Genomic DNA, 18,391 nt, shown 5'->3' with positions numbered 1-18,391 from the left:
AGTGCGGCCGTTCTATTCACAGAAAACGATCTTCATTCCAAGACCTGGTACTGGAAGTTGAGAACTTATGGACACGGACGACGACTGCTCTTTCCGATCGGGCTTCCTGATGACCCGCACGTCGGCACGATATTCCCTTTCAAGCGACATTATGTCCTATTTTAGACAACATAGCTGTATCATTAAATCATTAAGCTATTTCAGCTACTAACTTGTATTTTTTATCTTTTTGCTATATTTAACTGGAAAACCTGGAAAATAGTCAATCATAAGTAATCTGATTGCTTGAGGGCGGGCGTGGAAACGGAAGAGTTGAAGCTCGTTATTCTTGTAGCACTAGGTGGGGCCATCGGAAGCGTGTTCCGCTACCTCCTGCAGGGGTATTTGACCAGGGGAGACTTCCCTTGGGGCACCTTTGCTGTCAATCTGATCGGCAGCTTCCTGATCGCCATGCTGTTCTTCTTCTGGTCCCAGGGAGAGGGCATCAGCTCGGTGACCAGGGCGTTCCTGTTCATAGGCGTTTTCGGCGGTTTCACCACCCTGTCTTCATTCTCCCTGGAAACGGTCAATCTAGCTCAGGGAGGGCAATGGCTATGGGCTTTGGGGAACATACTCCTTAATGGCGGAGTCTGTGTCCTGGGGGCGTTCCTGGGGAGAGCAGTGGGTTTGCTGGTAGGGAGCTGAATGACGTCAATGGTGAAGATGCTGCGGCTGAAGGCATATGTGGGTGAATCGGACCAGTTCAAAGGAATGCCGACATACAAGGCGGTGGTCCATTTGCTTAGGGAGGATGGCATCAGAGGGGCTACGGTGACCCGTGGCGTGTATGGGTTCGGAAGGCGAAGTTTGCTACATTCAACGTCCCCTTTGCGTCTTTCAACTGACCTCCCGATGCTTATCGAGACCGTGGATTCTGAGGAGAAAATCATGGCCGTTCTGCCCAAAATCCGGGCGATGATCAAGGACGGGCCGATAACTTTAGACGAGGTAACGGAGGTCCGCGAGAGCGCGCCTTGACTGAGAAAGTCAAGTGAAAAAGATAGAAAATATTTATTAATTAATATATAAATACAATGTATGAAAAATCAAAAATCCCCATGTTTTTTCTTGCCCCTATCTTAGGCGGGGCGCCGTTTCTTTTCGTTTTTTTACTGCTAATAATATCGTCACGAGCGAAAATACGCGTTAATGTTTCACCTTAACAATAATAGCAGTTATCCATACTAGCTAATAATTATTAGCTTCGTAAAAAAATGATGAAAAAGGTGTAAAAAGTCAGGGAGTTTTAGATGATTCTTGGGTGCTTTTTTCCTCCCTTTCGTAAGCATCACAGAGCTCGTTCAAGAATTGATCATAGGTCCTTCGGAACTTCAAACGGAATAATCGATCCCGGGTCTCCGGAGAAATCTGTATGCTTGTCCTCGCTTCGGGCGCTTTGCTTTCTTCCATTTTGAGACCACCAAAGAGCCGGGGTCGAGACCCTCGGCTATAGAAGCTATTGATGCTATTGATATAATTGTTATCATACAATTCCATATTGTTAATAGATACAATGCAATCAATAGAATATTACGCTAATAATGCCAATATAGTCAACAACGGTCTCCCGAATATCAAATTGAGTGGGGAGATTTGATGCACATTAATGCGCAATATCGCCTACCGGAGCATTCTACCGTTATACATTATAAGAACATACGATGACTGCGTTGAGTACATTCGACGGACGAACGATATTTTTTTGTTCTTCGAACCCGAAAATTGCCATAGATCGGCAAGAAAACAGGGGGGCATTTCAACAGAAAAACAGCCCGTAAATCCCCCTTTTCTTGCCCGAGGTTCTAAGATGTTTTCATGCATCAGGACTTGTCGTTACTGCTTGCAGGAACTCCTAAGCTTCGAATCTTGCCCGGAGTTGGGCTCCTAGAGAGCGCTTAGAGTTTGAACGACTGCCTCCCTAATCTGCCGTTTTTTCAAGACTAGTAAGCCATTTTTGTAGAGCCTAGTATGAAAAGAAGCAACGGCTAGGTTTGAAAAAAGAAAGGCATAGGAAGGGGTTTTGGCCTTTAAGCGAGGTTTGGACGCTTAAGCTTTGATGAGCAACGGGAGAACCTGCTTGCCCTTCAGTACCAGCAGCATTATGCCCGCCGCCATATAGAACGAGTACAGGCCGAGCACGAACCACAGGATACCGAAGAGATATCTCGCCGCCTCAAGGCTAGTGTCGTTGTAGAACGCAGCGGTCGCAAAGAATGCGATTGTTGCGATTCCCAGGTGGATCGGAAGCGTCTTAACCGGCTGGCTAAGGGCAACGATAGCGTCAACCCCGATGATGATGCCAATGGTGACCATAAACAGGGCGCCACTGACGCTTGTGGGTATCACACCAACCGATAAGAAGAATATTGCCAGCGGAGCAAATATTCCAGTTCCTAGGACATTCTCGTTCAGATACATCATCAATGTGACGAGAAGGGCGACAATACCTACTGGGATGGAGATCGCCACAACCACATCGAGAGTGTCCATCAGCTTCAATCCGTAGCATCCGACCAATAGGACGAAGAACCCGATGAGGAACAGTCCAGCCACATCGGCCATCGCCACTTTCGCATGCACATTCGATTCTTCTGCCATTTTTTTTCCTCCTTTTTTCCCTCAGTTACTGTTTGAGCCGGACGTGCGATGGAGAAGCTCGGTCGCCCTTGCTTCCCTTCCCTCGCCGTCTAATCGGCTTCTCCTCCTCTGAAGTCAGGTCCCCTTGTCACCAAGGATTCCCGCCTCCTGTATGAGCTTGAAATATTAAAGCTATTATTATCCATATAGTCTGTTAATACATTATCAATGCGATTAGGAATTTACTCCATCGGCTCTATTTATGCAATCATTATGATAGGAATCATGCCCTCCTCCTAGACATGTCCCCACCGGTGCTAGGCTAAGGGCATCGACGGACTTAGAGCTTAATCGGCAATTCATTATAGAAAAAGGTATGCCACGGATGTATCATGGGGCAGGGACTCTTCCGAGTTCATCCAGTGTTCTCAGGTAGGTCTTCCTGCGGGCTTCATAACCTTCCTTGTTCGCCCCGTAAGGGACATACTCCGAGACCTTCCAACCATCGGACACCAGATGTACCTTGGTCTGGTCGGACAGGCCCTTGAGGAAGCTGAATTCCATCATGTCGCGGTCATGGAACCTTTGTTGTGCCCATTCGATGAGGTCCGCGTCGTGGGTGGCTACACAGAACGGGACGTCCCTGGAGATTATCAGCTCAATTAGGTCCTTGTATACCTCGCAGATGGTCGTGAAATCGCGGATGTCGCCGGTGTACGCCCCCTTCACCAACCTCACTCTGACCCCAGAATCGATCATACGCTCGATGTCCTGCGGGGTGCGGTTGAGATATGCCTGCAGGGCGACGGTGGGCTTAATGGCGGAATGGGCGCAGTCCTCGGCCAATTCCAAGGTCAAATCGACCATACGCTGCCCCTCCATGTCTAACTCTATAGGAACACCGAGATCAGCTGCCTTCTCGCACAGGCTGCCGACGAGCGCCTTGGTGAACTGCCGCCCGACGGTCCCCCCGAATGTCGATGGTTTGACTGAAAGAGATGCCTTGAGGCGGCGGCTAACGATTTCGTTCGCCAGGGCTAGGTACGCATCGTGGGACTGGCGGGCCCTCTCCTCATCCTGATTATACCGGCCCAGGATGTCGATTATACAACGTATGCCCTGTTCATTCCTCCTCGCGCACCAAGATAGTGCGGAATCCCGGTCCGGAAGGGTCCATCGGTCTGGCATGGTTAAGCATATTGAGTGCCATATCAAAAAACATTAGGCATCTTCAGGGGTCAGGACCCTACGTCCACGCTTCCGGGGGTCGCGGGTCCTCGAGGCGGCGAGCTCCTGGACCCGATTATAGGTCTCCAGGCCGATGATGGAGGCGTGCCCGCTCCTCACCAGGTATCCGTCCCACCTGCGGTACCCAGCATAGGCGGGGTTGTGAAGGATCTGCCGTATCGAGTAGAGGGTCCAGCGGGCCCCCCGACGAGTGAAGACCCCCCGTCCGTTCAGGGACTGGGCGATGGAGTTCATGGACAGCCCGGAGCAGTAAGAGTCGAACATCTCGCGCACCACCGCGGCCTCTTCGTCCTTGACCACAAGGTCGTTGTTCTCGATACCGTATCCAAAGGGTGGGTTGAACCCCAGGAGCCCCCCAGACTCGGCCTTTTGGGCCATGCCCATGTACGTCCGCTCCCCGATCTGCTCCGATTCAAGCTGGGCGATCCTCTGGATCATGTCCACGACGAAACGGCCGATGGAGGTGGAAGTATCCAGCTCTTCCTGCATTGAGGTGAACTTCTTGTCCCACTTTTCCAGCTCTTCCATCATGATCATGAAGTTCTTCGAGTTGCGGTGGATACGATCCATCTTCATGACCAGGATGTTGTCCCATCTGTCCTTCTCGGCCAGCATCCGTTTGTACTCGTCGCGGTTGCTGATCTTCCGGCCGGTGTGTCCACGGTCGGCATAGACATCGGCGATGTCCCAGCCTTGCGCCTCGCAGTAGGCGACCAGGCGATCCCGCTGGGCCTCGAGGGAATAGCCTTCCTCGGCCTGCTCCTCCGTGGATACCCGGATGTAAATCGCCGCCCTAGTCATCGGAGGTCGCCTCCACCAGCCGGTGATGTGCTCCCAGACCGTTCCTCCGGCGCTCCTCCATCATATCCTGGACCAGATTGTATGAACCTGTGGAGACGAGCGTGGGATGGCTCAGAGGGATCAGCTGCCCATCCCATCGTATGTAACCGCAATACACCGGATTGCGCAGCACCCCGCTCACCGCCTGCTTGCTCCATCGGCCTCCCTTCTTAGCCGGGATCCCGAGGCCGTTGAGCCTTCGGGCTATGTCCTCGAGCGACGTCCCGTTGGCATAGCTATGATAGATGAAAGGGACCACTCCGGCCTCGTGGTCCACCGCCTTGAGCTCGCCCTGCACGATCTCGTAGCCGTACGGGTCGGGGCTTCCCAAGTGGCCTGAGCATTTCTTGGCCTTCTGGACCATGCCGACCTTGACCCGTTCCCCGATCTGCTCCGATTCAAGCTGGGCGATCCTCTGTATGATGTCCATGACGAAGCGCCCCATCGCCGAGGTGGTGTCGAACTTTTCCTGCATGGAACTGAACTGCTTATTCCACACGTTCAGGTCGTCCATCATCTGGGTGAAGTTTCTCGAGTTACGGTGGATACGGTCCATCTTGAGGACAAGAAGGACATCCCACGCCTCTCGATCGGCCATCATGCGCTGGTAACGTGGTCGGTTGACATCCCGCCCGGAATACCCTTCGTCTACATACTCTGAGGTCACATCCCAGCCCTTGGCCTTGCAAAAAGCGTTGAGACGCTTTAGCTGAGCCGGAATGCTATAGCCCTCTCTCGCCTGATCATCCGTCGATACTCTGGCATACAACGCTGCGCGCAATAGAACGGCACTCCCATCATGCCCGGGCCGGCCCCAGGTGCATCCCAGTCTTGAATCGGTTATCTACGAATAAGATTTCCTGTCACCTCGACGAGCAAATACGTGCATCTTTTGGTGTTAATTAATTATTTAAGCTGTTATCTTTACTTGCAATACATTATTAGCTATTGCCGTACACAATGGTTTAAAGGCTAGTCCTCAATCGCTTCATATATGAACGAAAGCCCAGAATCCAAGATGGCAAGGCTCCGAGAAGAGTTCGGTGGCCTGGTGGACGACATTACCATCCGCCGTTTGGTTCTGGAGGACAGAGGGATCAAGATGGTTGCAAAGAAGATATCGGACATCAAGGACCGGGAGGAGGTCTCCGCGGTGGTCAGGGTCACCAAGATAAACGAGGCCAAAACGTTCAACAAGAGGACCGGCGGGCAGGGCAGGGTCAGGAACCTAGACATCGAGGATGATTCCGGAAACTGCCGCCTTACGCTGTGGGATGAGGATGTCGAGCTCCCCGAGAACATGGACCTCGAGATTGGGACACAGCTCACCCTGACCGACTGCTATGTCAAGAAGACCGATTTCGGAACGGACATATCCAAGGGCAAGAAGGGTAAAATTGAGAAGCTATAAAAGTTAAACTTATAACGTTACCTATTTTTTATCTTTTACTATCACCTTTTTCTTATATATTGTATGATACTAATATAATACTGGCTAATGTCTCATAGCAAACCTGTATTCTCGTTATTAAATCCATAATCCGACCACTTTGAGATCGTAATCAGTGGATAAATATACACCGAAGGAGGGCCCGATCATGGGGCAGTGAACCGAAACGGTTCTGCTCTCCCACGAGGCTGTCGCCCGAATGGGCTCAGCGGCAAAACGACGATGAATTCCCGGACCATGGTAAAATGGAAAAGAGGGATTGAGGAAGAGGTTTGCAGCCTACTCTTTTCGGGGCCTTATCATGACGAACGCCACAACTGCGACGGAGACCGCAGCCATGATGGCGATGGCATAGAACATGCCAGCATACGGGGCCTTGAGGAAAAAGTCGGTTATGTTATAACCCGCTCCGTTGACATCGTCGGTCAGCCTGGTGGTATTGTCATTGATGGATGCTATATCGCTGGCGGCGACCCCTGTATCCTCCGGCTCCAGATCGACATTCTTATTCTGGAAGGCCGTGAAATAGTCAGTACCTTCCAGCCAGTGACAGATCATATCGTTGTCCACCATAAGGTATGCCCCGGCCCAGAAGCCAAGGTCTGGGGAGTACAGTAACTTCGCGCCGTCGTTGACCTGGATGATCAGGTACTCCTTGTCCTGGCAATTGACGTTCCTCACGATGCTCTCATCAAGGCAGTGCATCTTCATTGAGGGGATGGTGAACTCGTATGGTCCGAACCCGACGCCACCGGCAGGGAAGCAATGATCGAATACCATCGACGGATCGAACGGTAGATCATCCATACCCGTAACGGCTTTCAATCCCATTGAGATCATTTCGGTTTTCTGGTCTTCGGTCAGCCCGTGAGTGCAGATGCGCCCGTTGACGCATCCTGTGACCGTAGCTGTGCTAGCGTTGGTGTACCAGGTCTCACCCTTCTCCACAGGCGGTTGCAAGAGATCCAGAGCTGGATTGAACACTATGTTCATCCGCACCCCCATGGCGATGTTTCCTCCGATATCAAAGTCCTTGTAGCAAATGGCCACATTGCCGTCGGTCGTGTTTATGATGGGGACGTTCTTGGCATCCAGCTCCATGCAGCCCGCGAACCTGCCAGCCACGTCCATCTTGGAAATGGCCATCGAGGACTTCTCCAAGGTGATATTGGCCGATAGCACCATGCACAGATTCTCCTCAAAACATGCGCACATGGTCTTGGCCTCCTTGTTCACGGTGGAAGAGGGGGCGAAGGGGTTGTCGCTCGCGCTGTACGAGCCGGCTACCGGCACGTTCCCGCTTACAACCACGGTGGCGGAAGTGGTGATATGAACGGCCGTCTTGGCGAAGATCGTGTAGGCGGTCTCGTTCTCCCCGGTCACCTCGATCAACGCACAGTAATTGGCCTTCGAATCGACATTTAACTTATCGATGGTCAGGTTAGCCTGGCTCTTGAGAAGGTCGTTAATCGAGCTCTTGTTTTCAGTGATCATGGAGCCAAGATCGATCTCTTTTCCCATGGCCCACTGGTCACCGACCTTGAGGCACGAGGTGGATGCCGAAACCGTACCCACCGGGACCAACAGCATCCCAGCGAGTAACAACATGACGACCAGCACCGCGGCCGCTGATGTGATTTTTTTCATTTAATCCCACCAAATATCTATTTTGATAATAATGGACTGCATATTAGTAAATAGCGGTAGGTAAAAGACCGAATGCAGCACGGCCATTATCGTCCAGTGAAGCATGACTGGTGTTCGTATAAAAGAAAAAAAGGGAAGATAATAGGTTTATGGGTCTACGGTTTTCGGGGCCTCACTGCGAAGAACACTATCACGCCAACCGAGATCACTGCGATGATGCCGAAGAAGGTCCCGAGGAAAGGAGCTTTGAAAAAGAAGTCGGATATGTTGAACCCCGAGTCATCGACGTCTGAGGTCAGCTTGTTGGTGTACGACTCTATCGAGGCGATGTTGTTGCTGGCGGTCTGCGCATCAACGGGCTCGAGGTTCACCTGGTTGCCGAGGATGGTCATGATATAGTCTGTGCCCTCGGGAAGGTCCGGGATCTGGGTGTCGTCCAACGACAGATACATGCCCGACATGAGGGCGGCATCGGGCGAGTACAGGAACTTCGCGCCGTCGTTGACCTGGATAATCATGTATTGCTTGTCCACGTCATCGACGTTGCGCACAATGTATCCGTAGAGGCAGCGCATCTTCATCGGATCGACTTTATACTCGTATGGCCCGAACTGGCCGTTAGATATCTTCCCGTCGGTGGTGTTGAGGTTCCGTAGGTCGATCGGAAAGTCCGTGGCCCCTGTGGCGTTGGCTAGTTCCTCGGTGAAGATCAGGGCCTTTTGGTCGTCGGTGAGGCCGTGGGCGTCGATGTGGCCGTTTATGCTACCGCTGACCGTCGCTGTGCTGGCGTTGGTGTACCAGGTCTCACCCTGCTTCACCGGCATCTGGAGGAGGTCAAGGGCGGGTGTGAAGTCCATGTATAGGTTCATCCCGGCAACCATCTCCATCCCCACATCGTAATTCTTGTAGCTGATCCTCTGCACACCGTCGGAGGTGTTGACGTCGGGTATGTTCTTGCCGTCCAGCTCCACGCTCGCCGCACCCTTGTATGTCCAGGTCATATTGGTGATGGCTCTGGATGCCTTTTCGACGATGGCGGTGGCGGAGAGCACCATACCCAGCTTCTCATCGAGGCTGACGGTCATGGTCTTGGTCACCTTGTTCACGGTGGAAGAGGGGGCGAAGGGGTTGTCGCTCGCGCTGTACGAGCCGGCTACCGGCATACTTCCGGTGACCTCGACATTGGCCGAGGTAGCGAAACGGACGGCCATCTTGGCGGTCACGGAATAGGTGGTCTCAGTTTCCCCAGTGACCTCGAAGAGCACGTAGTAGGCGACCTTGGAGTCGACCTTCAGCTTGTCTATGGTCATATTGACCTGGCTCCTTAGCAGGTCATTGAGCTGGTTCTCATTAGCGGTGATGTTGGAGCCATAGTCTACTTCCTTTCCCATGGCCCACTGGTCACCGACCTTGAGGCTCGAAGCGGAGGCCGAAACCGTTCCCGCCGGGATCAACAGCATCCCGGCAAGGAGCATTCCGACGACCAGCACCGCGGCCGCGGATGTCATCTTGTTCATGGAATCCCAACCAGTGATTTTTCCGAGGATTTTAGGGCTGAATATTAGTAGCTAGCGAAGCGAGATGCACTGATCAGGAAAGAGCACGACCGCGGATAATGAAAAAATGTAATGGTAAGGGGTTTGCGAAGGAGGTTTGGCCTGTGCTGACCTTACATCATGCCGGGCATCATGCCGGGCATTCCGCCTGGAGGCATCCTGTCGGCGCCGGGCATTCCGGGGGCGCCGGGGCCAGGGCCCTTCTTGGAAGCGATGACATCATCGATCCTGAGGATCATGCCGGCGACCTCGGTCGCGGACTCGACAGCCTGCTTCTTGACCCTGAGGGGCTCGATGACATTAGCGTCCATCATGTTGGCCGGCTCGCCGGTCTCCAGATCGATGCCCATGTACATGGCGTTCTTCTTACCCTCGTGAGCGGTCTTCAGCTTGATGACCAGGTCGATGGGGTCCAGACCGGCGTTCTCGGCCAGGGCCCAGGGGATGATCTCCATCGCTTCGGCGAAAGCTTCGATGGCCAGCTGCTCGCGGCCTCCCACGGTAGAGGCGTAGTCGGCGAGCCTGAGGGCGAGCTCGATCTCGGGAGCACCGCCGCCGGCGACGACCTTTCCGTCCTCCATGGCCACTCCGACCACGCGGAGGGCGTCGTGCAGGGCGCGCTCGACCTCGTCAATGACGTGCTCGGTGCCGCCCCTGATGATGATGCTGACGGCCTTGGGGTTCTTGCAGCCGGTGACGAAGGTCATCTCCTCCTCACCGATCTTGCGCTCCTCGACCGAATCGGCGCAGCCCAGATCGGCCTTGGATATGGAGTCCAGGTTGCCCACGACGTTGCCGCCGGTAGCCTTGGCGAGCTTCTCCATGTCCGACTCCTTGAGCCTCCTGCAGGCGTAGATACCGGCCTTGGCCAGGTAGTGCTGCACGAGGTCATCCATGCCCTTCTGGCAGAACACGACGTTGGCGCCGACGGACTTGATCTTGTCGACCATCTCCTTCAGCTGGGACTCCTCCTCGTCCAGGAAGCGCTGCATGGCGGCGGGGTCCCGGATCTGGATCTTGGCCTCGACCTCGGTCTTCTTGATCTCCAGGGCGGAGGATATGATGGCGATCTTAGCCTTGTTGACGACCTTAGGCATCCGGGGGTGGACCTTTTCCTTGTCCACGACCAGGCCGTTGATGAACTCGGTGTCAGCTACGGTCATGCCGGTCTTCTTCTCGACCTTGATGTTCTCCACGTCGACCTTGCACTTGCCGTCGGAATCCTCGGCCACGGCCTTAACGGCCTTCACCGCGAGTTCGGAAAGGTAGTCGATCTGGCCACCCACGGACTTGCCGGTCATGGCGGTCTTGGCGACCCTCTTCAGAACATCGTTGCCCTTCGCGTCCACGGCGATCTTCTCGAGGATCCTGATGGCCTCGGCGGCCGCAAGCTTGTACCCGTTGGCGATGATGGTCGGGTGAACGTTGTGGTCGATAAGCTGCTCGGACTGCTTCAGGAGCTCGCCGGCGATGACCACGGAGGTGGTCGTGCCGTCCCCGCACTCGGAATCCTGGGTCTTGGCCACCTCCACGACCATCTTGGCCGCGGGATGCTGGACGTCGATCTCCTTCAGGATGGTCACGCCATCGTTGGTGATGACGACATCGCCGAGGGAATCGACCAGCATCTTGTCCATGCCCTTCGGTCCCAAGGTGGTGCGTACCGCGTCAGCTATGGCGCGGGCAGCGGCGATGTTATTGGCCTGAGCTTCCTTGTTCTTGGTCCGCTCAGTGCCCTCTCTTAGCACGATAATAGGTTGGCTTTGTCCTAGAGAATATGCCATTAGTTATCCTCCTTTCGTTGGGCCCGATAGTTTATCGCTTCTATATAAGAATTACTATTTTGCCGGCCCCGCGGGCATCGTGTGGCACCCCCGACCGAAACGATCCGGAGCATGCTGCGGGCGAAGCATCGTCAAGGTCGTCCATTCTCTAGTGGCCCACACCTTCATCCTCCAGGTCGGCCATGCTTAGAACGCGTCGATGACCACGATCCCGCCGTCGGTGAGCGAGCGCTTCAGGTAGGTGATTATGTCATTGTAGAAGCGATCATTGTCGACCTCCAGCTCGAACTCGTCTAGTGTGGATGATGAGCGTTCCCTCATCACCGCGCTCATCCTCTCCTTCATGCCCGGCCTGAGATTCAGACGGTCAATCATCACTGACCGCACGCGGGTCTCGATGAGCGAATTCACCAGTCCATCAAGGTCATGGTCGGTAATGGTGGGTATGACCGGCCCCAGGAAGATATAGGTCCCAATCTCAGCGTCTACCAGGGCCCGCACGGCCTTCAGCCTCCTCGAGGGCGGGGGGGCGCCGGACTCGAAAACCGCCGCCCGTGCGTCCTCGCAGGTGTTGATGGTTATGCCCACCTCGGCCGAGGCCATCTTCCTCAGAAGGTCTATGTCCCTGATGACCAGGTCCGACTTGGTCAGCAGCGAAACGCTCGACCCGGCCCGCACCATCTCATCGAGGCACCGGCGAGTGAGCTGAAGCTCGGCCTCCACCGGTTGGTAAGGATCGGTCACCGTACCCAGGCCGACCACGCCCTTCTTCCTCATCAGCTCTCTGGACAACAGCCGGGGGATGTTGATCTTGGCCTGCACCGCGGCCCCCCACTCCAGAGGATCGACCCTCATCAGGTACGGCGCATAACAGTAGGTACAGGCGTGGGCACACTGAGTATAGGGGTTCAGGGCGAGGTCCAGGCCCGGAAGCCGGGAGGGGGAAAGGGCGGTGTAGCACTCCTTCTTGATAATCTTGGGGCCGCCGCCGTCCTCCATGAACGCGTCCAGATCAGACATAATCGTCCAACCTCCTCTGGGTGAACATGTCCGTCAGGATGACCGACGCCCTTATCCATCTTTCGAGGGAGATGTCCATCCTCGAGGTGACATGCTGGAGCGCCGCCCCCATGGTCTCGAAGCTGTGGGGCTTGGTCTTCAACGCCGCCCGCACGTTCTCACGCACGTTCCACACTCCTACGGGCATGACGTACCCGGGATGCGCCTCCCGAAAGATGACCGCCCCGGCCTGCCTGTGTTCGGCGGTCAGCAGCTCGTTCACGGCCAGCCGGGCCGCGTAGTAGCATCCGCCGATTTCGGCGTAGTCCCGCCTTCCCTCGTAGAACTCGTGGGAGCTGATGATTTCGATCTCGTTGCCCATCGGGTTCCATGTGGTGTTGGGATACCAGGCCTCGATGAGCTCGTACTTCCAAGTGGTCGGCATGAGCAAGATGCTCCACCGGTTGTCCAGCATCTCCCAATCATAGATCCGCCAGTCTTCGATGAGAGGGTTGCGCTTAGTTGTCCTCAGAAGGTCCTTACCCAGGATGTCGTCTACGGCGGTGATCGACCATCGGGTGGGAACGAACCGCCGGTTTTTATCAATTCCGAACGCTCCCACCGAGAACGCCTTCTGGATCTTGGAAATGAGGACACCTTCCCGGTACAGCGCCTTCACCGCCTCGGTGGCCTTCAGGTCGGTATCGTAGAAAGCCTTCTCCACGTGGTGATCGTAGCGAGGGTTGCCAATGGTAAGGTCCCTGAGCCTGGCTGATGGGCCGAAGGGCTGGACCTCGTCGTCGAGCACCAGGCGGCCGGAGGGTTTTTTCTGGAAACGAGCCTCCACCTCCAGGGGGTTGACGGCCAAGGCCAGGTCCCGGGTGTGGTCGACGATCCGCCCGTACCTCCGGAAATCGGTCGCGTCGATGCGGTGCTTCCCCCGCACCAGGTTGAACCTGAAGTCGACAATCTCGTCGATCGACTTGCCCACCCATCTCTCCGGAGTGTCCATGATCGAGGTGTCGCCCATCACCGGCGGAACCAGGGGGCCGACATCGACTTTGGGGTAGCCGTACCGGCCGACGAAGATCCCGGGAGGAGACATCCCCGCGAGGTCTAGGGTGTCGATAAGCGTCTTGGTGCGGGAGCGGGAGTAGAACTTGATCATCAGTGGACAGCGGTCCTTACCGCAGAGGTTCCGCGATCCTTTGCATATCACGCAGGGAGAACCAGCGGGGACCTCTAGGACGCCCGCTGAGGACAGCGTGCGGACATGGTCATCAAAAGCTCCGACGTTACCCCCGAACATCCGATTGCCCAGCCCCCTAAGGATATATATCCTTTATGACCAGTCCTCCGAACAGCGCGGAAGGCAGTCACTTCCTGCCATAGGGTCTCGAGGAGATCATGGCGGAGGCTATCTCGAAGGGAGCGGAGAGCATTATCGGCAGGAAGGTACCCGTGGACCTCCTGCCCCCACACCGCCCAACCGATGATGAGAGCTTCAGAGCAGCGCGCTCGGCCCGGCGCACGTGGACCTGCAGCTCGCTATCCAGCTCGCTCTCCGCCTCTCGACCAAGGGCACCGTGGTCGATCGCCCTCCGCCGTTCTCCTGGCTCTCGTACCGCCCACTGGAACAACAGCCCCTCGGAACCCCGGACCTCCCGGCCAGCGGAGAGGGCGTCCCTAAGGTCCACGATATCATCGGCGAACTGGTGGACCGTCCCCAGAGTGTTGCCGTACGCCCCTGCCAGGGCCGCCTTCTCCTCGCAGCATCCTGCCGCCAGGGCTCCGAACCGGGCAGCCAACTCGAACAGGCTACCCGACTTCATCGAGATCAGGCGTGCATACGGGACCTTCTTACCCTGATCGGACCGCTGCAGCTCGGCTAGCGCACCGCTGACCATTAGCTCATGAGTGGCGGCCAGGTGGCTGATGACGGCCGTCCCATGAGGGCCGGCCAGGGAGTAGGGGACAGAGAGCATGCGAACCGCCTCCAGAATGGTAAGGTGAGGGCCTCTGGTGGCCGGTAGGGACGGTGCATCCCGCCGGATCCGGTCGCCGTCCAGCACGTCATCGATCATGAGACTGACGGCATGAGCGAGCTCAATCGCGGCGGCGAGGTCCAGGGCCATGCCCCGCCCCCCGTCCCCGTCGGAGAGGGCCTCGTACAGAAGGAGCACGGTTCCGCCCCTAAGGCGCTTTCCCCCGCGGAAGTGGTCCGCCAGCTCCCGGTCCCCACCGGCTCGCAGGGCGATGTGTTTTCCCATCCATTCGTCGATCTCCTTCCTCACTCCATCCAGAAAGGCGAGGAACGACGCTCGTCCTCCCTCACGATTCGTCGCCTCGAACGCCACCTGCCCTCTGTTCATGCTCCGAGCCCTCCAGCCAGCAGAACGATGGACAGGGCGACCGAGAACAGCACCGAAACGTACAGCTGCCCCAACCGGAGGCGGGCGGACATGCCCTCGGGTTGCTGGACGCCGCCATAGATGAACTTCAGCCTCAGGTCGTCAACGCCGGAACCGAGAGCGGCCAATACTGCGAAGGTCAGGACGCACAGGCATACGGCCGTCGTCGCCGTCAATCCTCCTATTAATATGAGCACGGGGATTGCGCCAATGGCCACGGCGAGGCCGAGCATGGGGTAGCCGGTGCAGTACCGCACATGAGGCCATCGTACTATCGAGGTGATCTTGCCGTTCAGGCGGTCGGTCGGATAGTCCATGCTCATCATGCTCACGAAGAAGGTGCTCGAAGCGAATCCGAACACCGCACTCACCGCTACCGATGCCGCAGTGATGGTGCCGGAACCGATGAACGATATCACCAGAACGGAGAGGGCGTTGACGGGCGCGCTCAAGTAGAGCTCGGTGTAAGGCTTGTAAGCCCATCGTAGGCGAGGATGGTTGTAGCCGAAGAGAGCGATCATGCCATAGGCGGCCGGGGCGATAAGCACCGGCCGGAGGAGGATGAGGTAGGTCAAGATGAGCAGGATAATCACCACCACCACCGCGCTCAGACGCTGGACCTCGGGCACCGTAGCATTGCCATCTACCAGAGGTTTGTGGCGGCCGGTCGGACCGATCGGCGCCTGGCGATCGAGGTCGAGGTCCATGAGGTCGTTCATGGGGTGCGCGACGTACTGCATGAGGGCCACGCATATTATCGCCAGGACCATGGATGCCGGACCGACCAGGGTTCCTTCTCCCGCCAGCAATGCAAGCGCTACACCCAGGACCGACGCGCTCACGCTCCAGGCGGCGAGGGGCTTGAAGCGAGCGAAGTGTAGCAAGGAAATCGAACGCATGAGCGGTCGTCCCGCCGGTAGACGGGACGTTATCCATTACTGGGCTCATAAGGCTCATCTACTTTGCTGCATGGACCTTGATGGCCACCATGATCGACTTCAGGTGAGGTCGAGCAGCACCGCAGCGGCCAGGGCGTAGATCGTCACAAAATGGACCGCAAGCAATCGCCACATGAGATGGCAGTCCCCGACCTTAGTGCTTTCGTACAGCGAGAGGAGAACAAATCCGTAGCAGGAACCGAAGATGAACAGAACAAGCGCTGTGACGAGATTTCCTCCGCTCCCGAAGCTCAGAGCTTGGGCGAGGTAGGATAAGGGCGTCACTGCCCCCATGCCCATCCCTCCGAAAGCGACGGTGTGGAATCCTCCCACTTCGAGCCCGTAGAGGATGGTGAGAACGATGCCTATACCTACTCCGACCAGGGGGAGCGCCGATCCATAGCGCAGGCTGGCGTACAAGGCGATGAACAGGGACGCGGCGAAGAGGGAGGCAGCGATAGTGAGCAGGACGCGATCCCCGAACACGGTGCCCCATGGCTTGCCGACCCTTGTGGTGTCGTCCAACATGTGCTCCGCATACAGGAGAACAGCCACCACAGCCAGGGAAAGGAATAGCACAGTCCTGTCCATCTTTCCCTCCGCTGCCGCTCCCACGATGGTCAGGGAGAGGAAGGCCAGCATGAACGGCAGGTGTACAAGAGTGAACAGGCTGCCGCCCACACTACGGTTATGCACGAACGATCGGTACCATCCAAGACGCTCCCAGCGCCCCGAGGGAAGGTCCCTGGCCCGTGCACCGGTCGGCACCTAGACCCCGCCTATCCTCTCCAGGAACTTGATGGCTTGCAGGGGCCTCATGGAGAATCCGGTCCTTCGGGCATGTTGGACGAACACCCTGATGTCCCCAAGGGAAGGATGGTTGCCGTCCAGCAGTTTGAGTAGCGTGGCCCTCTCCCGCCTCATCCATTCATATCGGCGCAGCACCTCTCTCTGATAGCCCTCCAGATCCCCGAGGTTATCGAAAAGCATCTCCGCGCACTGCATGGCATAGAGGTTCCCATCTCCGCCCAACGGTCCCACTGCTCCGATGCTCTCCCCCACCCCCACGATGTTGTCCTTGACCAGTGGTCGAGTGTGATGAGGCGAGGACAACCTGATCCGGCTAAGACACTTGCACTTGACCGTCGAGGCTTCCACCGTGGCATCGATGGTGGCCATCCCCGCGCCGACGTGCGGAGGTAGGTTTCCATAGCCGACATGATATTCACCCTTCCCGAGGGGGAAGCACCATCCGTAGCCTGAGCTCGAGGTCCTGAACCATGTTCCCAGATCCTCCTCGGAGGCGATCCGGTATTGGCAGAGCTCGGCGACCAGGTCCTCGTCCTCCACCGGACCGAGGTAGGCACGCTCCACGCCCGTAGCGTCGACCACCAGATCGTACGCCTCGGGATCCAGCGGACCATACCTCAACGGTGTGCCGTTAAGCATGTCTCGGATGAGGGCAGGCTTATCCACCGTCAGGAGGTCGGCGCCCATGGCGATACCGTCTATGCTGACCTTTCCCGACCGCTTGTTGATATATTTCTCTGGGTCCAGGAAGCGGCCCACCAGGCGGCGATATTCGTCCGCCGGGGCCACTCCCCAGGCACACGGCCTTTGCCCGCAACCGGTCCTCTTCACCTCATCATAGACCACGACCTCGTCGTGGCCCGTTTCGTTCAACAGCCTATTAAGATAAGCTCCGGCCATGCCGGCCCCTGCGATGGCGATCTTCACCCTCTCGACCTCTTCGTTGTTACTTGACCCGTTCCGGGCCTCACTTATATTCGAACTTCAAAAGGATATATTCGTAGGTTGCGAGGGTAGGGCGGTGGAAAGGTTCGCCGGTGCGCCATGGGCATTTCCCTGAAGGGAAGAGATACGGGCCAGGTCCCGTTCGCCCATTGTAAGGCGGGGACCGAGGCCGCAAATAGCTCAACCGGCCCACGAGGTGATGCTGCACCATCCGGCCTCGTCATATTCCCCGACCTTGATCATCCGAAGATTCGCCCCCCTGAGGGCATAGGAGCGGGCGAGCATCACTCCGTACATGCGGTTGTCGATCGGTGAGAAACGAGTCAGAAGCTTGGTCTTCCCCCCCTCCAGGGATTTTGCCTCACACCTGTTCATCAGTCGGTCCAGGACCATTCGGGGATCGGGGGCGCGGGGATCGACGAGCACCGCCTTCACCGAGGAGTAGGGAGCTTCCTCCCCCCGCTGATAGGTATGCAGGAGGGCGCATCCAAGGGGCCCTTGGTCCCCTTCCAGCACGTAAAGGTTGCCGAGACCCTTACTGACGATGGACAGAGCCTCAGGGGCATAGTCTAGCTGAGGGTTGATCGCCTGGCTGAGCCGGGTCACTATCTCCAGGCCTCCATCGAGATCGCTCTTCTCGATCTCCTTCACCCCCGCGGTATCACCGTGCTCCTGCCTGAGCACCTTCTCCATGATCAGGGTGGCCGGCCCGGTACGATATCCCGATGACATGTAAAAGTGGAGGTTCTTGGGCAGGTGACACATGGTCTCCAGACCAATGATCGAGCACCCTCTCTCCGACAGATGAGACTCGCAGGATTTCAGAAGCATCTTGCCGATCCCATGGTCCTGATAGGCAGGAAGGACCTCCAGAGGGCCGGTCCATCCGACCCTGCCCCAGGTGTGGCAGAACGCCGAGCCCACGATCTTGCCCTCGACCTCGGCCACCACACAGCCCTGGGGATCGTTGGTCAGATAGGCATCGATGATCCGCTCCGACCGCTTGGGGTACTTGAACCTCCGCCCTATATCATGCATAGCCAGGTCCGACCATGCGACCTGTCCGACCTCTCGGACCTCCTCCATGTCCCCCGTGGTCATGGTCCTGAGCCTGGCCTCCCTCTCCCGTCGTATCAACACGCTCATC

General features: G+C 56.7%; 17 protein-coding genes. 3 read left to right on the top strand and 14 right to left on the bottom strand.

The features are described 5' to 3' along the window. The first annotated feature begins 297 nt into the window (after nucleotides 1–297). Together crcB and SA339_10120 are read left to right on the top strand one after the other, a co-directional pair. Nucleotides 298–684 carry a fluoride efflux transporter CrcB gene (crcB, locus tag SA339_10125; protein ID MDW5563570.1) on the top strand — a complete coding sequence of 129 codons (387 nt, stop codon included), beginning with the start codon at nucleotides 298–300 and terminating at the stop codon, nucleotides 682–684. After that, nucleotides 685–1,017 carry a DUF190 domain-containing protein gene (locus SA339_10120; GenBank protein ID MDW5563569.1) on the top strand — a complete coding sequence of 111 codons (333 nt, stop codon included), beginning with the start codon at nucleotides 685–687 and terminating at the stop codon, nucleotides 1,015–1,017. It abuts the gene before it with no gap. 1,068 nt (nucleotides 1,018–2,085) lie between these two features. Here SA339_10120 and SA339_10115 read toward each other — a convergent pair. The 4 genes from SA339_10115 to SA339_10100 all read right to left on the bottom strand — a co-directional run bounded on the left by SA339_10115 (nucleotide 2,086) and on the right by SA339_10100 (nucleotide 5,485). Continuing rightward, entirely contained in the window at nucleotides 2,086–2,637 is a 552-nt protein-coding gene (locus tag SA339_10115) for a hypothetical protein (protein ID MDW5563568.1), read from the bottom strand. 369 nt (nucleotides 2,638–3,006) lie between these two features. Then, complete coding sequence (locus SA339_10110; protein ID MDW5563567.1) at nucleotides 3,007–3,804, bottom strand: proline dehydrogenase family protein; 798 nt, start codon at nucleotides 3,802–3,804, stop codon at nucleotides 3,007–3,009. A gap of 33 nt (nucleotides 3,805–3,837) precedes the next feature. Then, complete coding sequence (locus tag SA339_10105) at nucleotides 3,838–4,665, bottom strand: recombinase family protein (protein ID MDW5563566.1); 828 nt, start codon at nucleotides 4,663–4,665, stop codon at nucleotides 3,838–3,840. Next, a complete protein-coding gene (locus SA339_10100; GenBank protein ID MDW5563565.1) occupies nucleotides 4,658–5,485 on the bottom strand; it encodes a recombinase family protein in 828 nt (275 codons plus the stop codon). The genes SA339_10105 and SA339_10100 overlap by 8 nt, the downstream gene beginning before the upstream one ends. Nucleotides 5,486–5,722: 237 nt before the next feature. On the opposite strand from SA339_10100, the gene SA339_10095 reads away from it, so the two are divergent. Next, a complete protein-coding gene (locus SA339_10095; protein ID MDW5563564.1) occupies nucleotides 5,723–6,115 on the top strand; it encodes an OB-fold nucleic acid binding domain-containing protein in 393 nt (130 codons plus the stop codon). Nucleotides 6,116–6,433: 318 nt separating this feature from the next. On the opposite strand, the gene SA339_10090 is transcribed toward SA339_10095, so the two are convergent. The 10 genes from SA339_10090 to SA339_10045 all read right to left on the bottom strand — a co-directional run bounded on the left by SA339_10090 (nucleotide 6,434) and on the right by SA339_10045 (nucleotide 18,390). Further along, nucleotides 6,434–7,801, bottom strand: a complete 1,368-nt coding sequence (locus SA339_10090) for a hypothetical protein (GenBank protein ID MDW5563563.1) — start codon at nucleotides 7,799–7,801, stop codon at nucleotides 6,434–6,436. Nucleotides 7,802–7,956: 155 nt separating this feature from the next. Continuing rightward, nucleotides 7,957–9,318 carry a hypothetical protein gene (locus tag SA339_10085; protein ID MDW5563562.1) on the bottom strand — a complete coding sequence of 454 codons (1,362 nt, stop codon included), beginning with the start codon at nucleotides 9,316–9,318 and terminating at the stop codon, nucleotides 7,957–7,959. 152 nt (nucleotides 9,319–9,470) lie between these two features. Beyond that, nucleotides 9,471–11,141 (bottom strand): thermosome subunit alpha, encoded by a 1,671-nt coding sequence (gene thsA, locus SA339_10080; GenBank protein ID MDW5563561.1) that lies wholly within the window; start codon nucleotides 11,139–11,141, stop codon nucleotides 9,471–9,473. Nucleotides 11,142–11,327: 186 nt separating this feature from the next. Further along, nucleotides 11,328–12,161 (bottom strand): radical SAM protein, encoded by an 834-nt coding sequence (locus SA339_10075; protein ID MDW5563560.1) that lies wholly within the window; start codon nucleotides 12,159–12,161, stop codon nucleotides 11,328–11,330. Then, nucleotides 12,154–13,449 carry an Nre family DNA repair protein gene (locus SA339_10070; GenBank protein ID MDW5563559.1) on the bottom strand — a complete coding sequence of 432 codons (1,296 nt, stop codon included), beginning with the start codon at nucleotides 13,447–13,449 and terminating at the stop codon, nucleotides 12,154–12,156. Before SA339_10070 ends, SA339_10075 begins: the two co-directional genes overlap by 8 nt. Before the next feature lie 67 nt (nucleotides 13,450–13,516). Further along, a complete protein-coding gene (locus SA339_10065; protein ID MDW5563558.1) occupies nucleotides 13,517–14,512 on the bottom strand; it encodes a polyprenyl synthetase family protein in 996 nt (331 codons plus the stop codon). Further along, complete coding sequence (locus tag SA339_10060) at nucleotides 14,509–15,450, bottom strand: UbiA family prenyltransferase (protein MDW5563557.1); 942 nt, start codon at nucleotides 15,448–15,450, stop codon at nucleotides 14,509–14,511. The genes SA339_10065 and SA339_10060 overlap by 4 nt, the downstream gene beginning before the upstream one ends. 99 nt (nucleotides 15,451–15,549) lie before the next feature. Further along, the gene (locus tag SA339_10055) at nucleotides 15,550–16,257 is read right to left on the bottom strand and encodes a hypothetical protein (GenBank protein MDW5563556.1); all 708 of its coding nucleotides are present in this window, start codon (nucleotides 16,255–16,257) and stop codon (nucleotides 15,550–15,552) included. Continuing rightward, nucleotides 16,258–17,226 (bottom strand): hypothetical protein, encoded by a 969-nt coding sequence (locus tag SA339_10050; protein MDW5563555.1) that lies wholly within the window; start codon nucleotides 17,224–17,226, stop codon nucleotides 16,258–16,260. 198 nt (nucleotides 17,227–17,424) lie between these two features. Continuing rightward, complete coding sequence (locus tag SA339_10045; GenBank protein ID MDW5563554.1) at nucleotides 17,425–18,390, bottom strand: GNAT family N-acetyltransferase; 966 nt, start codon at nucleotides 18,388–18,390, stop codon at nucleotides 17,425–17,427. Nucleotide 18,391: the final 1 nt, after the last annotated feature.

The sequence above is a fragment of the Methanomassiliicoccus sp. genome (assembly GCA_033485155.1).
Classification (GTDB): domain Archaea; phylum Thermoplasmatota; class Thermoplasmata; order Methanomassiliicoccales; family Methanomassiliicoccaceae; genus UBA6.
This window is presented reverse-complemented; position numbering and strand designations above follow the sequence as displayed.